The organism is Bradyrhizobium sp. USDA 3240, from assembly GCF_054063295.1.
This window is the reverse complement of the sequence record NZ_JBSSGD010000002.1, coordinates 2,337,546-2,352,254: the sequence shown is the minus strand read 5'-3', so window position 1 is coordinate 2,352,254 and position 14,709 is coordinate 2,337,546. Positions and strand designations below refer to the sequence as shown.

The 14,709-nt window shown below is 65.7% G+C and carries 13 protein-coding genes; 9 read left to right on the top strand and 4 right to left on the bottom strand.

What is annotated here, in order from left to right:
- Positions 1-10: 10 nt before the first annotated feature.
- Complete coding sequence (locus ACVIGA_RS11820) at positions 11-3,142, bottom strand: multidrug efflux RND transporter permease subunit (RefSeq protein ID WP_456666519.1); 3,132 nt, start codon at positions 3,140-3,142, stop codon at positions 11-13.
- 477 nt (positions 3,143-3,619) lie between these two features.
- On the opposite strand from ACVIGA_RS11820, the gene ACVIGA_RS11815 reads away from it, so the two are divergent.
- Together ACVIGA_RS11815 and ACVIGA_RS11810 are read left to right on the top strand one after the other, a co-directional pair.
- On the top strand, positions 3,620-4,063 hold the full coding sequence (locus tag ACVIGA_RS11815; protein WP_456666518.1) for a hypothetical protein: 444 nt from the start codon (positions 3,620-3,622) through the stop codon (positions 4,061-4,063).
- Between the two features lie 56 nt (positions 4,064-4,119).
- Positions 4,120-4,305: a hypothetical protein gene (locus tag ACVIGA_RS11810; protein WP_456666517.1), complete on the top strand. Its 186-nt coding sequence runs from the start codon at positions 4,120-4,122 to the stop codon at positions 4,303-4,305.
- A 152-nt stretch (positions 4,306-4,457) separates the two neighbouring features.
- Here the strand turns inward: ACVIGA_RS11810 and ACVIGA_RS11805 are convergent, their stop codons facing one another.
- Positions 4,458-5,108, bottom strand: coding sequence for a TetR/AcrR family transcriptional regulator (locus ACVIGA_RS11805; protein ID WP_456666516.1), 651 nt, complete (start codon positions 5,106-5,108; stop codon positions 4,458-4,460).
- 154 nt (positions 5,109-5,262) lie between these two features.
- Here ACVIGA_RS11805 and ACVIGA_RS11800 point away from each other — a divergent pair, with 154 nt between their 5' ends.
- The 3 genes from ACVIGA_RS11800 to ACVIGA_RS11790 are packed head-to-tail and all read left to right on the top strand — an operon-like array spanning position 5,263 to position 9,077.
- Positions 5,263-5,760, top strand: a complete 498-nt coding sequence (locus tag ACVIGA_RS11800) for a (2Fe-2S)-binding protein (RefSeq protein WP_456666515.1) — start codon at positions 5,263-5,265, stop codon at positions 5,758-5,760.
- Entirely contained in the window at positions 5,757-6,803 is a 1,047-nt protein-coding gene (locus ACVIGA_RS11795) for an FAD binding domain-containing protein (protein ID WP_456666514.1), read from the top strand. The genes ACVIGA_RS11800 and ACVIGA_RS11795 overlap by 4 nt, the downstream gene beginning before the upstream one ends.
- A 3-nt stretch (positions 6,804-6,806) precedes the next feature.
- Complete coding sequence (locus ACVIGA_RS11790; protein WP_456666513.1) at positions 6,807-9,077, top strand: xanthine dehydrogenase family protein molybdopterin-binding subunit; 2,271 nt, start codon at positions 6,807-6,809, stop codon at positions 9,075-9,077.
- A 169-nt stretch (positions 9,078-9,246) separates the two neighbouring features.
- Here ACVIGA_RS11790 and ACVIGA_RS11785 read toward each other — a convergent pair whose 3' ends face one another.
- Positions 9,247-9,894: a cupin domain-containing protein gene (locus ACVIGA_RS11785; RefSeq protein ID WP_456666512.1), complete on the bottom strand. Its 648-nt coding sequence runs from the start codon at positions 9,892-9,894 to the stop codon at positions 9,247-9,249.
- A gap of 193 nt (positions 9,895-10,087) precedes the next feature.
- Here ACVIGA_RS11785 and ACVIGA_RS11780 point away from each other — a divergent pair, with 193 nt between their 5' ends.
- The 4 genes from ACVIGA_RS11780 (at position 10,088) to ACVIGA_RS11765 (ending at position 13,711) form a co-directional block, all read left to right on the top strand.
- Positions 10,088-10,855 carry an ABC transporter substrate-binding protein gene (locus tag ACVIGA_RS11780; RefSeq protein WP_456666511.1) on the top strand — a complete coding sequence of 256 codons (768 nt, stop codon included), beginning with the start codon at positions 10,088-10,090 and terminating at the stop codon, positions 10,853-10,855.
- 167 nt (positions 10,856-11,022) lie between these two features.
- Positions 11,023-11,676: an amino acid ABC transporter permease gene (locus ACVIGA_RS11775; protein ID WP_223976753.1), complete on the top strand. Its 654-nt coding sequence runs from the start codon at positions 11,023-11,025 to the stop codon at positions 11,674-11,676.
- Positions 11,673-12,404, top strand: coding sequence for an amino acid ABC transporter ATP-binding protein (locus tag ACVIGA_RS11770; protein ID WP_097676801.1), 732 nt, complete (start codon positions 11,673-11,675; stop codon positions 12,402-12,404). The genes ACVIGA_RS11775 and ACVIGA_RS11770 overlap by 4 nt, the downstream gene beginning before the upstream one ends.
- Before the next feature lie 14 nt (positions 12,405-12,418).
- A complete protein-coding gene (locus ACVIGA_RS11765) occupies positions 12,419-13,711 on the top strand; it encodes an NAD(P)/FAD-dependent oxidoreductase (protein ID WP_456666510.1) in 1,293 nt (430 codons plus the stop codon).
- A gap of 6 nt (positions 13,712-13,717) precedes the next feature.
- Here ACVIGA_RS11765 and ACVIGA_RS11760 read toward each other — a convergent pair whose 3' ends face one another.
- Complete coding sequence (locus tag ACVIGA_RS11760) at positions 13,718-14,707, bottom strand: alpha/beta hydrolase family protein (protein WP_456666509.1); 990 nt, start codon at positions 14,705-14,707, stop codon at positions 13,718-13,720.
- Positions 14,708-14,709 lie beyond the last annotated feature (2 nt).

Sequence of the window (14,709 nt, the reverse complement as noted above, 5' to 3'; positions counted from 1 at the left end):
ACGCGAATGGCTATTCGGCGGCGTTCTTAAACGGCGGTTCGGCATCGTCGTGCCGCTTCGTCGCCGTCCAGTTCGAAAGCGCGTTCGAGAATCTGTCGAGATAGAGATATACGACCGGCGTCGTGAACAGCGTCAGTGCCTGGCTCACGATCAGGCCGCCGACCATCGCATAGCCGAGCGGCTGACGGATTTCCGATCCCGTTCCGGTGCCCAGCATCAGCGGGACGCCGCCGAGCAGGGCGGCCATCGTCGTCATCATGATCGGGCGGAAACGCAGCAGCGCCGCCTTCCGGATCGATTCACGCGGCGACAGATGCTCCTCGCGTTCGGCGGCGATCGCGAAATCGACCATCATGATGCCGTTCTTCTTCACGATCCCGATCAGGAGGATGATGCCGATCAGCGCGATCAGGCTGAAGTCGAACCCGAACGCCATCAGGATCGCCAGCGCACCGACGCCGGCCGACGGCAACGTGGAAAGGATCGTGAGCGGATGGATGTAGCTTTCATAGAGCATGCCGAGGATCAGATAGACCACGACCAGTGCGGCCAGGATCAGCAGCGGCACCGAGCTCAGTGACTGCTGGAAGGCCTGCGCGGTGCCCTGGAAGCTCGAGCTGAGCGTGGCCGGCGCCCCCAGATTGGCGACGGCGTCCTGGATCGCATCGGTGGCCTGGCCGAGCGCGACCCCTTGCGCGAGGTTGAAGCTGATCGTGGTTGCGGGAAACTGCCCCTGGTGGGCGATCGCGAGCGGACGCACCGGAACCGTCGTCCACTTGCAGAACACCGAGAGCGGCACTTCGTCGCCCGTCGTCGGTGACTTGATGTAGAGCTTGTTGAGCGTGTCGAGCTTGCCCTGCAATTCGGGGAGGATCTCCAGGATGACGTGATAGCTGTTGAGCTGGGTGAAGTACTGGGTCACCTGGCGCTGGCCGAACGCGTCATACAGCGTGTCGTCGATCAGCTGCGGCTGGATGCCGTAGCGCGATGCGGTGTCGCGATCGATGGTCATCGTCACCGTCGTCCCCTCGGTCTGCTGGTCGGTGGCGACGTCGCGCAGTTGGGGCAGGGTCTTCATGCTGGCCAGGATCTTCGGCGCCCATTGGTTCAGCTCGGCGAGGTTGGCATCCTGCAGCGTGTATTCGAATTGCGTCCGGGTGGCGCGGCCGCCGAGCCGGACGTCCTGGGAGGCCTGCATGTAGAGCCGGGCTCCCTCGACCGCCTCGAGCTTCGGCCGCAGCCGCGCGATGATCTGCTGCGCGTCCGCATCGCGCTCCTCGTGCGGCTTCAGCGTGATGTACATGCGGCCGGAATTCAGCGCGGTGCCGCCGCCGCCGATGAACTCGGCCATGCTGTCGACCGCCGGATCGGCGCGAACGATCCGGCTGAGCTCCTCCTGATGCTGCTTCATGTCGGCAAACGAGATGTCCTGGGCCATCTCCGACACGGCGTTCAGGAAGCCGTTGTCCTGTTGCGGAAAGAATCCCTTCGGAATGATCACGAACAGATAGACCGACAGCGCCAGCGTCGCGAAGAAGATGCACAGCGTGGTCCGGCTCCAGCCGAGCGCCAGATCGAGCCCGCGCTCATAGCCATGCAGCATCCGGTCGAATGCCGCCTCACTCCATTGGTAGAGTCGGCCGTGCCTGGTTTCGCCATGCGCGCGCAGGAAGCGCGACGCCATCATCGGCGTCAGCGTCAGCGACACCACCAGCGAGACGAAGATCGCCATCGCGAGCGTCACCGCGAACTCGCGGAACAGCCGGCCGATGACGCCCCCCATCAGCAGCAGCGGGATCAGCACCGCGACCAATGAAATGCTGATCGACAGGATCGTGAATCCGATCTCGCCGGCGCCTCGGAGGGCCGCGGCAAGCGGCCGCTCGCCCTGCTCGACGTAGCGCGTGATGTTCTCCAGCATGACGATGGCGTCGTCGACCACGAAGCCGACCGCAATCGTCAGCGCCATCAGCGACAGGTTGTCGAGCGTGTAGCCGAACACCCACATCAGCGCGCAGGCGCCGAGCAGCGCGAGCGGCACGGTGACGGCAGGAATCACCGTGGCCCAGAAGCTGCGCAGGAAGATGAAGATCACCATGACGACCAGAACGATGGTGATCAGCAGCGTGATCTGCACGTCCTCGACGGCGGCGCGGATGGTCAATGTCCGGTCGCTGATGATCTTGATCTTGATGGAGGGCGGAATGGCGGCAATCAGTCTCGGAAGCTGCGCCTTGATCCTGTCGACCGTGCCGATGACATTGGCGCCGGGTTGTTTGAAGATGACGAGGAATACGCCGCGCTTGCCGTCTGCCCAGGCCGCCTGCTTCATGTCTTCCGGCCCGGCGATGGCCCGGCCGATGTCGCGAATCCGCAACGGACCGCCGTTGCGGTAAGCGACGATGACGTCATTCCAGTCGTTGGCATCCGGGAGCTGATCGTTGGCGTAGATCGTGTAGGCGCGGCTGGCGCCGTCGATGTTGCCCTTCGGGCTGTCGACCGTCGTGATGGCGATCTGGCTGCGGATGTCTTCCAGCGAGAGCCCCTTGGCGACCAGTTTGGCGGGATCGATCTGCACGCGGATCGCGGGTTTCTGCTGGCCGCCGATGAACACCTGGGCGACGCCGGAAATCTGGCTGATCTGCTGCCCGAGCTGGGCGTCGACCGCATCGCTCACCCGGATCAGCGGCAAGGTGTCCGAGGTCGCCGACAGCAGCAGGATCGGCGAGTCGGCCGGGTTGACCTTGCGATAGGTCGGCGGCGACGGCAGGTTCTTGGGCAACTGGCCGCCGGCGGCATTGATCGCCGCCTGGATGTCGTTGGCGGCGCCGTCGATGTTGCGGTTCAGATCGAACTGGATGGTGACCGCCGTCGACCCGAGCGAACTCGTCGAGGTCATCTGCGCGATGCCGGGAATCTGCGCGAATTGCCGCTCCAGCGGCTGCGCCACCGAGGAGGCCATGGTTTCGGGGCTGGCCCCGGGCAGGCTTGCCGAGATCTGGATGGTCGGAAAGTCGACCTGCGGCAGCGGTGCGACCGGCAGCAATGGATAGGCCACCATGCCGACGAACAGAATGCCGGCCATCAGCAGCGAGGTGCCAATAGGGTAGCGGATAAACGGAGATGAGATGCTCTCGTTCATTTCTGCAATCCAAATGAACGGCAGGCGCATCTTTTCCCGAATGCCGGGACTCGTGCTCGAAAAGTTCGAGCGCGAACGCGCGTTTCCTCGCCATGGCCAATCGGCAGATCGCGGAGTTCGCGTCTACCTGTTTTTTGCCAGCATACTCATTCCCGGGGACGGCGCGCGAATGGAAACACCGGATCGCCCATTCGACCTTCGTTCAATGGCCGGAATTCGCACGCCCGAAACGTGTCCTCTGCGCGAAGAATATCTGATTGCGATATGTTTGTGGCAATGGGCTCGGCCGGCGAGGGGTCCGGTATCTCCACCGGCAGATTGGCGCGGGCTTATGCCGCTCATATGCCGCGGCGCCGGCAGCGCTCTCGAATTCATATCCCGTCCTGAAGATATTGAGCCCCATGCAAACGTTCCCGCGAACGGCAAGCCGCTGAGGCTCGGCCGGACGCGCGAGAGCAAACGGGTACAGGTGATGTCATGTCTTCGCTTCAGGTTGCCGCCGGTGACAGAATTATTAACCCGATGATTGCGCTGGCCGGTTGTTCGACCCAGCAGCGCATCGTCGTGGTCGGCGCGAAGAGCACGGAATTGATGTTCGAATTGCACCGGCGCGGCTTTTCGCGCGCGGCGTCATCGGGCAATTGCGGTCGCCCGGCCGGTCAGTATGACGTCGCGCTGGTCGATTGGCGGCGGCGCACGCTTCTCGCACTCGAACCGTCGCTGGACTGGTTGACGACCTTCCTTAATGCCCGCGCGGTGCTGGTGGTCTGGGTCGATGCGCAGAAGGCCTCGGCCAACCAGAGCCTGCGGGCGTCGCTGGAGCGGCGCGGCTTCGTCGTCGAGCAGGGCATCGTGCATGAATGCGGTTGTGCGCTGTCGGCTCGCCGATCGCAGGCTCATCCGCTGCGGCTGGCGGCCTGACAGCGCTGCTGATTGTACGCAACGGCGAACGTCGCTCGTCCTGAAAGGAAATTCTCATGTCCAAGGTCCGGCGCGCCGTCATTCGCGAATGGATGTTGCTGACGCGCGAGAAGCGGTCTTCCAGCGAGCAGGCAGCAGCCTTTGCCAAGGCTGCGCTGCAGCGCCACGGCCTGCCGCGCAGCCGGCGAACACCACACATGATCATCATGCGGTGGCTGAGCCCACGCACCGGACGTCCCTGATTTCACTGCGGCGGTCGGCGATCGGCCTCGATGGCGTAGCCTGGATCAGCACCGCGATATCCGGGGCAGTTGGTCCCGCATGTCGCGGAGCCTGTCATCGGGCGCGCATTCGCGCGACCCGTTGGCTCATGCGGGCTACTTCACACCGCCGGCTAGCGTGACGGCTTGGAGCTGGCTTTCTTTGGAGCCGGTTTTGGCTTGCGCGATTCCGTCGTGTTGTCGGTCGGCTGCACCCGCAAGCCATCCACGAACACATCCAGGAGCCGCAGTGCCGTGGTCTGCCAGCCCGGCTGGTCGTGCATGTAGCACATGCCGATCAGCGCGCGCAGCACGTCCTCGGCGCTGATGTCGTTGCGGATGGCGCCGGCGGCGACGGCGCGCGCGAGCAGGGTGCCGATCGCCTTGGTGAGGCGGTCGAACGAATAGGCGTGCAGCTCGGTCGAGCCGTGCGCGACCAGCGCGAGTGCGGCGACCATGCCCTTCTTGGTCGCGACGAATTCTACATTGGCGCGCAGCCAGCGCCGCAGCGCCTCGACCGGCTCGGGGGCGCATTGCAGTTGCTCGGCAAGATCGCCGAGCTGCTCGACCTCGCGGCGATAGACCGCCTCATACAGCGCCTCGCGGGTCGGGAAGTGGCGATAGAGCGTGCCGATGCCGACGCCGGCATGGCGCGCGACGGCCTCCAGACTCGCCTCGCTGCCGCCGGCCGAAAACACGGCCTTGGCCGCTTCCAGCACGCGCTCGCGATTGCGCACGGCGTCGGCGCGCGGCTTGCGGACAATTTCTGGTGATGAACCGGCCATTCCTTTTTCTTTTCACCCTCCCTTGTAAACGGAGGATGCCTCCGTATATGGCGACCAGCACCGGGCCTGACAAGGCGCGCCGATCATGCATCGGCGGCCACGGGTTCGCGTTGCCTCGATTCCACCCGACCATACACGGATCGGAGCGCCTTGCATGAATCTCCCCATCAGCCTCACCATCAACGGTGTCCGCCGGGACATTGCCCTCGACGACCCCCGCGTCACCCTGCTCGACCTGTTGCGTGAGCGGCTCGACCTCACCGGAACCAAGAAGGGATGCGACCGCGGCCAGTGCGGCGCGTGCACCATCCTGGTCGACGGCCGTCGCATCAATTCCTGCCTCGCGCTCGCCGTCAGCCATGACGGCGCCGAGATCACCACCATCGAAGGCGTCGGGCGCGGCGGCGAGTTGCATCCAGTGCAGGCCGCCTTCATCGCCCATGACGGTTTCCAGTGCGGCTTCTGCACCCCGGGGCAGATCATGAGCGGCATCGGCCTTATCGAGGAAGGGCAGGCCGGCGACGATCCGGAGCGGGTGCGCGAATGCATGAGCGGCAATCTCTGTCGCTGCGGCGCCTATCAGGGCATCACCGAAGCCGTGCTCGAGGCACAATCCAACATGACCGCCAGCAAGCAGAGGCGCTCCGCATGATGAATTTTGATTATGTCAGGCCGGCCAGCGTCGCGGATGCGATCGCGGCCGCTTCCGAAAAGGGCGCAAGCTATCTCGCTTCCGGCACCAACCTGCTCGATCTAATGAAAGGTGGCGTCAGCCGGCCGAGCCGTCTCGTCGACGTCACGCGCCTGCCCGGGCTCGATCGTATCGAGCATCTTTCCGACGGCAGCCTGCGCATCGGCGCGCTGGTGCGCAACGCCGATCTGGCGCATGACACGGAGTTCGCGCGCAACTATCCGGCGGTCGCCGAGGCGCTGCTGTCGGGCGCTTCCGCCCAGCTGCGCAATGCCGCGACCGTCGGCGGCAATCTGATGCAGCGGACGCGCTGCGACTATTTCTACGATGCCGGCAGCGCCTGCAACCGGCGCTGGCCGGGCGCCGGCTGCGACGCGTTGAAAGGCGAGAACCGCCTGCACGCGGTGCTCGGCTGGAACGAGGGCTGCATCGCCACCCATCCGTCGGACTTCTGCGTGCCGCTGGTTGCGCTCGATGCAATCGTCGAGATCGAGGGCAAGGGCGGCCGGCGCGAGTTGCCGCTCGATGCGCTGCATCGGCTGCCCGGTGAGACGCCGGAGCGCGAGACCGCGCTGGAGCGGGGCGACCTGATCGTCGCGCTGCAGCTGCCGGCCGAGGCGCAAGGTTTTGCCGGGCATGCACGCTACATCAAGGTGCGCGAGCGCACGTCCTATGCCTTCGCCGTGGTCTCGGCCGCAGCTAGCCTGCGCATCGAGGATGGCAAGATCCGCGAGGCGCGGCTCGCGCTCGGCGGCGTCGCGGCAAAGCCGTGGCGGGCGCGGGAGGCCGAGCAGGTGCTCGCCGGCGCCGCGCCCGATGCAGCGGTCTATCGCGAGGCGGCGCGCGCCGCGCTCGCCGACGCAAAACCGTCAGGTGACAACGCCTTCAAGATCGAGCTCGCGCAGCGCATCGTCGTGCGCGCGCTCACCCTTGCCGCCGCAGGCACGCCGGATCGTATTCCCGCGTTGCCCGGCTCTCCCTTCTCGTCCGTTGCAGGAGCGTAACGCATGACGGTTGAACTCAGTCTGACCCGCGACCCCGCCCATATCAGGCACGGCTCGAACATCGGCCAGCCGATGACCCGCACCGATGGCGTGCTGAAGGTCACCGGCAAGGCGCGCTATGCCGCCGACAATCATCCGCCCGGCATGGTCTATGCCGTGATTGCGACGAGCTGCATCGCGCGCGGCCGCGTCACCGCGCTAGACGTTGCCGCAGCCAAGCGCCATCCCGGCGTCATCGACGTGATGACGCCGGCGCACAAGCCTGAGTTGGCGGAAGACCCGGACGCCAAGGGTAATCCGTTCGCCTTCCGCATGGAGCTGTTGCAGAGCGACGAGGTGCGCTACGCCAACCAGGCGATCGCGGTCGTGATCGCCGAGACGCTGGAAGCCGCGACCGAAGGCGCAGCGCTGCTGTCGCCGCGCTACCAGGTCGAGATCGCGCGCGTCGGCCTCGACGCCGGCGAGGCCTATGCGCCGCCGGCGGTCGGCATCGGCAATCCCGCCGAAGTTTGCCACGGCGACATCGACGCCGGCATGGCTGCGGCCGCGAAGCTGACCGATGCGACCTACGAGACGCCGGCGCAATATCACAATGCGATGGAGCCGCATGCGATCGTCGCGGTGTGGGACGGCGACCGCCTGTTCATCGACACGCCGAGCCAGGGCATGGGGTTCGCGCAGATGCGGATCGCCGGGCTATTCGGCATTCCGCCGGCGAATATCCACATCAACAGCCCGTTCCTTGGTGGCGGCTTCGGCTCCAAGGGGCTGATCTCCGGGCCGCAGGTGCTCGGCATCATGGCCGCTAAACTGATCGGCCGTCCGGTCAAGCTGGTGCTGCGCCGCAGCCAGATGTATGGCCCGGTCGGCCATCGTCCGCCGACCCGCCAGCGCATCCGGATCGGCACCGACGATGCGGGCGCGCTGACCGCGATCAACCATGAGGCGCGCGTCACGACGTCGAGCTTCGACGATTTCTACGAGCCCGCCGCCGACGCCTCGCACACGCTCTATGCCAGCCCTGCGATCCGCACCGCGCATGAGGCGGTGCGCGTCGACACCGGCACGCCGCTGTTCATGCGCGCGCCGGGCGAGGCCACCGGATCGATCGTGCTGGAAAGCGCGATCGACGAGGCGGCGTTCGCCTGCGGCATCGATCCGCTGGAATTTCGGCTCAAGAACTACGCCGAGGTCGAGCCGACCACCGGCAAGCCGTTTTCCTCCAAGGCGCTGCGCCAGTGCTACGCAAAGGCCGCCGAACGGTTCGGCTGGGCGGGGCGTCCGCTGCAGCCCAAGCAGATGCGCGACGAGAACGGCTTTCTGGTCGGCTGGGGCGTCGGCACCGCGACCTTCCCGGCCATCATGTTCCAGGGCAATGCGCGTGCGGTGATCCGCGCCGATGGCAAGGGCGTGATGGAGACCGGCGCGCACGACATGGGGCAGGGCGCCTGGACCGCGCTGGCGCAGATCTCGGCCGACTCGCTCGGTCTCGATTTCGATCAGCTGACGTTCCGCTCCGGCAGCTCCGATCTGCCCGATGCCGGCATCGCCGGCGGTTCGGGGCATACCGCAACCGTCGGTGCCGCGATCCACAACGCAGGTGCGGCCGTGATCGCAAAGCTCGCCGAGCTTGCGACCTCGGACCAGCGCTCGCCGCTGTTCGGCGCCGGCAATGCCGGCGTGGTGGCGCGGGGCGGGCGGCTGCATCGCCGCGACGACGATGCGCGCAGCGAAAGCTACGCCGACATCCTGGCGCGCGCCGGCCTCGCCGAGGTCGACGCGACAGGCAGCGGCGCAGCTGATGCGGCGGCGCAGTCGCAATACGCGATGCATGCGCATGGCGCTGTCTTTGCCGGGGTCAAGGTCGATCCGGAACTCGGCCAGATCCGCGCCACGCGGCTGGTCGGCGCATTCGCCGCAGGGCGCATCGTCAATCCGTTGATGGTGCAGAGCCAGCTCTACGGCGGCATGATCTGGGGCCTGTCGTTCGCGCTGCATGAGGAGGCGGTGATGGACTATCGTTCGGGCCGCATCCTGAATGCGAATCTCGCCGAATATCATGTGCCCGTGAATGCCGATGTGCCGCCGATGGAGGTGATCACGGTCGACGAGCACGATCCGCATGTGAACCCGCTCGGCATCAAGGGCGTCGGCGAGATCGGCATCACCGGCAGCGCCGGCGCAGTCGCCAACGCCGTCTTCCACGCCACCGGCATCCGCGTGCGGAATTTCCCGATCAAGATCGAGGAGATCGTGATGGGATTGGGAGGCTAGCTGACGTTTCGCGACAAATTATCCACGGTGTCGTCCCGGCGAAGGCCGGGACCCATAACCACGAATGGGAGTTGTTGCGCGACGCTGGGGCCGCAGCTTTCTTAAACAACACAACCCTGTGGTTATGGGTCCCGGCCTTCGCCGGGACGACATTGGATGGGTGGTGCTACTACCCCGCCGCCGTCACGCAATTCACCCACAGCACCATGGCCTTCGCATCCGTGGCCGGATTGGAAAACCGATGCGGACGCCGACTGGCGAAGCGGAAGCTGTCGCCCTGCTTCAGCGTCCAGGTCTCGGTGTCCACCGTCAGAATCATCTCGCCTGACAGCACGAGGCCGGCCTCTTCGCCGTCATGGGTATAGAACTCGTCGCCGGTGTTGCCGCCGGGTTCGAGATGCACCAGGAACAGATTGAGCCGGCTCTCGCTGCCGGCTGGGCTCAACAACTGCTTTGAAATCCCGGTGCGCCACAGTTTCAGCTCGGCGCGCTGCACCTCCCGGGTGACAACACCATTGGTGTTGTCATCCCGCGGCGTCGCGCCGAACAGCGCGGCGATGCCGACGCCGAGCACGTCGGCCAGCGTCGCCAGCACGCGCAGCGAGGGCGACGACAGGCCGCGCTCGATCTGGCTGATGAAGCCGATCGACAGGTCGGTGCGCGCAGCGACCACCTCCAGCGACATCTGCTTGGTGCGGCGCAGGTCGCGGATGCGGCGTCCGACCGCGAGATCCATCGCCGGCTCGGCCGGCTTCTTCACGGGCTCTTTGGCCGCGCGGCGTGGCGTCACGGGCTTCGCTGCCGCGCCTTTGCGCATTCTCTTGCCGCCGCTCACGTCAGTCCGCTTCCTTCATGTGCATGAAAACCGCTTGCATTGGCCGCGGTTTCGTGACCACAATTTCATATTGGTGAAAATAGGCCGGAACGGCGTCGCCCGCAACCAAAAGCGCTGACACAGCGGGCGAGGTGGCGCCGGCTCCAGTTTGGCATCAGTTCTTGGGAGGTGTGCGATGTCCTTTCAGCGTCTCGTTCAGGCCGCCGTCGCGGCGCTTGCCCTTGCCTTGAGCGCACCGTCAGGGGCGCAGCAGGTGCTCAAGGTCGGCTCGACGCCGACCGGCATCCCCTTCACCTTCCTCGACACCAAGACCAATTCGATCCAGGGCATCATGGTCGATCTCGCCACCGAGATCGGCAAGGACGCCGGCTTCTCGGTGCAGATCGAGCCGATGCAGTTCTCTGCGCTAATCCCCTCGCTGACCGCGAACAAGATCGACATCATCGCGGCCGCGATGTTCGCCACCGCCGCGCGCAAGGAGGTGATCGACTTCTCCGAGCCGGTCTACACCTATGGTGAGGGCCTTGTGGTTCCGAAGGCCGACACCAAGGCTTACACCTCGCAGGAGGACCTGAAAGGCACGGTGGTCGGCGCCCAGGTCGGTACCGCGTTCGTCGATGCGCTGAAGAAGACCGGGCTGTTCAGCGAGGTCAAGGTCTACGACACCATTCCCGACATCCTGCGCGACGTGAATGCGGGCCGCCTCAAGGCCGGCTTCGCCGATTATCCGATCCTCGCCTACAATCTGCAGCAGGGCAATTTCGCCGACGTGCGGCTGGTCGATGGCTACAAGCCCGTCACCGTCGGCACGGTCGCGATCGGCATCCGCAAGAGCGATGACGAGCTGCTGGCGAAGATCAACGCCTCGCTGGCGAAGCTCAAGGCCAATGGCACGATCGCGAAGATCCTGGAGAAATGGGGCCAGAAGGCCAGCGCGTCCTGAGCGTGCGCCCCGAGGTGATCCGTCATCCTGAGGAGCGGCATCTTCGCCGCGTCTCGAAGGATGCACGGCCCGGCTGGTGGCCGTCGACCCTTCGAGACGCGCTACGCGCTCCTCAGGGTGACGGTGACTGCATTCGAACAAGTGACTGGACTGGAAGCATTTAGCCGATGCAAAAATTCTTCCATGATGCCGTCGAGTTCGTGCCGATCCTGTTGCAGGGTGTCTGGCTGACCATCGTCGTCACCGTCGGCTCGCTGTTGCTCTCGACCGTGCTCGGGCTGGTGTGGGCGCTGATGCGGGTGTCCGGAATTCGCGTCCTCACAGGCCTCAGCGCTGCGGTGATCAATGTGATCCGGGGCATCCCGATCATCGTGCTGCTGTTCTACATCTATTTCGTGATGCCTGATTTCGGCATCGCGCTGTCGGCGCTGCAGGCCGCGATCATCGGGCTCGGCATCGCCTATTCGGCCTATCAGGCGGAGAATTTCCGCGCCGGTATCGAGGCGATCGACAAGGGGCAGATCGAGGCGGCGCAGACCATCGGGATGGGCTGGTGGCTCACCATGCGCCGCGTGGTGCTGCCGCAGGCTGTCAGGATCATCCTGCCGCCCTACGGCAACATCATGATCATGATGCTGAAGGATTCCTCGCAGGCTTCCACCATCACGGTGGCCGAGCTCGCATTGCAAGGCAAGCTGATCGCCTCCTCGACCTTCAAGAACACCAGCGTGTTCACCCTGGTGGCGCTGATGTATCTCACCATGAGCATTCCGCTCATCCTGCTGGTTCGGCACTTCGAGAACAAGGCGAACCGCAAATGATCGAGCTCAACGACGTCCACAAGAGTTTTGGCAAGGTCGAAGTGCTGAAGGGCATCACCGCGTCAGTCGCCAAGAGCGAGGTGGTCTGCATCATCGGCCCGTCGGGCTCCGGCAAGTCGACCATCCTGCGCTGCATCAACGGGCTCGAGAGCTACGATCGCGGCGAGATCAGCGTCGAGGGCGCGCGTGTCGATCAGGGCAATCGCTCGATCGTCGCGATCCGCACCCAGGTCTCGATGGTGTTCCAGCGCTTCAACCTGTTTCCGCATCGCACCGCGCTCGAGAACGTCATCGAGGGGCCGCTCTATGTGAAGAAGGAGCCGCGCGAGGCGGCGATCGCCCGTGGCCGTGCGCTGCTCGCGCAGGTCGGGCTCGCCGACAAGGCCGAGGTGCATCCGCCAAAGCTCTCCGGCGGTCAGCAGCAGCGCGTCGCGATTGCGCGGGCGCTGGCGATGCAGCCGAAGGCGATCCTGTTCGACGAGCCGACCTCGGCGCTCGATCCGGAACTGGTCGGCGAGGTGCTGTCGGTGATGCGCAAGCTCGCCGACGACGGCATGACCATGGTCGTCGTCACCCATGAGATGGGCTTTGCCCGCGACGTCGCCGACCGCGTGCTGTTCATCGACGGCGGCGTCATCGTCGAGCAGGGCGCCGCCAAATCCGTCCTCAACCAACCGCAGCACCCGCGCACCCAGGACTTCCTGCGCCGCGTGCTGCATCCGCTTTGATCCGGTCCCGCCCAATGAACGCGCCCACCCGCCTTCCGCTGCCACCGAGTCTCTACGCCGACACCGCGGTGGAGGCGACGCCGACACCACCGCTGACGTCAGACAGGAGCGTGCCGGTCGCGATCATCGGCGGCGGCTTCACCGGCCTGTCGACCGCGCTGCATCTCGCCGAGCAAGGCGTGCTCGCGACCGTGCTGGAAGCGCAGGAGCCGGGCTGGGGCGCCTCCGGCAACAATGGCGGGCAGACCAATCCCGGGTTGAAGCACGACCCCGATCAGATCGAAGCGGATTTCGGCGCCGATCTCGGCCGCCGCATGATCGAATTCTCCTACGGCACCACCAATTTCACGCACGACCTGATCCGCCGCTACCAGATCCCCTGCGAGGCGCGGCAGAATGGTACGCTGCGCGCCGCCTACAATGAGGCCTGCGCGGCGGCGATCGAGACCACGGCGAAGCAGTGCATCCGGCGCGGCATGCCGGTGAAACTGCTCAACGCCGCCGAGATGCGTGAGATGACCGGCAGCGACCGTTACCTCTGCGCCATGCTGGATGCGCGTGGCGGCGATCTGCATCCGCTGAGTTACGCGCGCGGCCTGGCGCGCGCCGCGATCGGGGCCGGCGTTGCCGTCCACGGCGAGACGCCGGCGCTATCTCTGCGCCGTGACGGCAATCGCTGGCGGATCGAAACCCCGCGCGCGATCGTGCATGCCGACAAGGTGCTGCTCGCGACCAATGGCTTTACCGATGATCTCTGGCCGGCGCTCCGCCGCACCATCGTGCCGGTGTTCTCCTCGATCGCGGCGACCGCGCCGCTGTCCGACGAGGTCGCGCGTTCGATCATGCCGGGCCGTCCGGTGCTCTACGAGAGCGGCCACATCACGGTCTACTACCGTATCGACCAGCACAACCGGCTGCTGATGGGCGGCCGTGGCCCGATGCGGTGGATCAGCAAGCCGACCGACGTCGCCTATCTGATCCGCTACGCCGAGCGGCTGTGGCCGCAGCTCAAGGGCGTCAGCTGGACCCATGGCTGGAACAGCCGCCTCGCCATCACCGCCGATCATTATCCGCATGTCCACGCTCCCGAGGAGAATCTGCTGATCTCGCTCGGCTGCAACGGCCGCGGCGTCGCGCTCTCGACCGCGATGGGCGCACAACTCGCCCGCCGCCTGATCGGAGGTCCCAAAGCGGAGATCGACATGCCCGTGACCGGCATCAAGCCGATCCCGATGCACGCCTTCTGGCGCGTCGGCGTCACCACGGCGGTGCTGACCGGGCGGGTCAGGGACAAGCTCGGGGTCTAGCTGCCGCTATCGCGTTCCGGCTTCGCCAAGGTGAGTTCTGAAGAACGCGATGGCGGCGGCGTGGAAGCGCTGATGAAACGCGACGCGGTCGAAGCCCGGCGCGTCGGTGCAGATGGCGGCCATCTTGGCTGTCTCCTCAGGCGTGCAGGTCGCGAGGAAGGAGAAGTGCTTGGCATCCTTCACCAGGTGAAATTCCGGTTTGGACTGAAGCCTGTCGTTGATCGCAGCCGCACAGCACCCGGAGAGACCGTCGCCATTCTGCGCGGGGTCCGAGCTCCACAATTGAATCGGGATCGTCACGGCTTTCAGATTCTCGGTGGCAAAGAACAGCACGGGAAAGGGATCGACGATGATCGCGGCCTTGATCCGCGGATCGTGGACGACCGGTCCGTTCGGCTTCTCTCCGCCTTCGAGCTCCTTGCAGGCACGCAAGCTCGATGTCTGGCAGTTCGGCAGGCCCTTGCGGAGATCGGGCTCACCGCCGATCGCCGCGAGGCCGGTATAGCCGCCCCAGGAGAAACCATAGAGACCGATGCGTCCGGCATCGATGTGAACCGCATCGGGCCAGCCTTGAAGCGCATAGTCGATCGCGCGCTTGATGTCGACGGGCCGCTCGACCGTGACGGCAAGGCTGTCGGTGCCGCTGGTGTCGCGCTCGGTATCGGTCGGGTGGTTGATCGTCACGACGATGAAGCCGGCATCCGCCAGCGCCGCGGCGGTGTCGTGATGGCCGCCGAGCCAGCCGCGCCGGCCATGCGAGATCACGATCAGCGGCAGCTTGTCGCCCACGATCGGGCAATCGTTGACGCCGAAGAACGTTCTGCCGCCGCGGGCATCGATCTCGTGCGGGGGCTCGGCGCAGGGGTGCCAGGCCACCCCTCTGATCGCAGGCCCGTCGGGACCGGCGGGAACGTCGAAGTGCCGCAGTCCAGCCGCGTGCGCGGCAGAGGCCGCAAGCAGCAACAGGGCTGACAACACGAAGGGAGCACAACGCATGG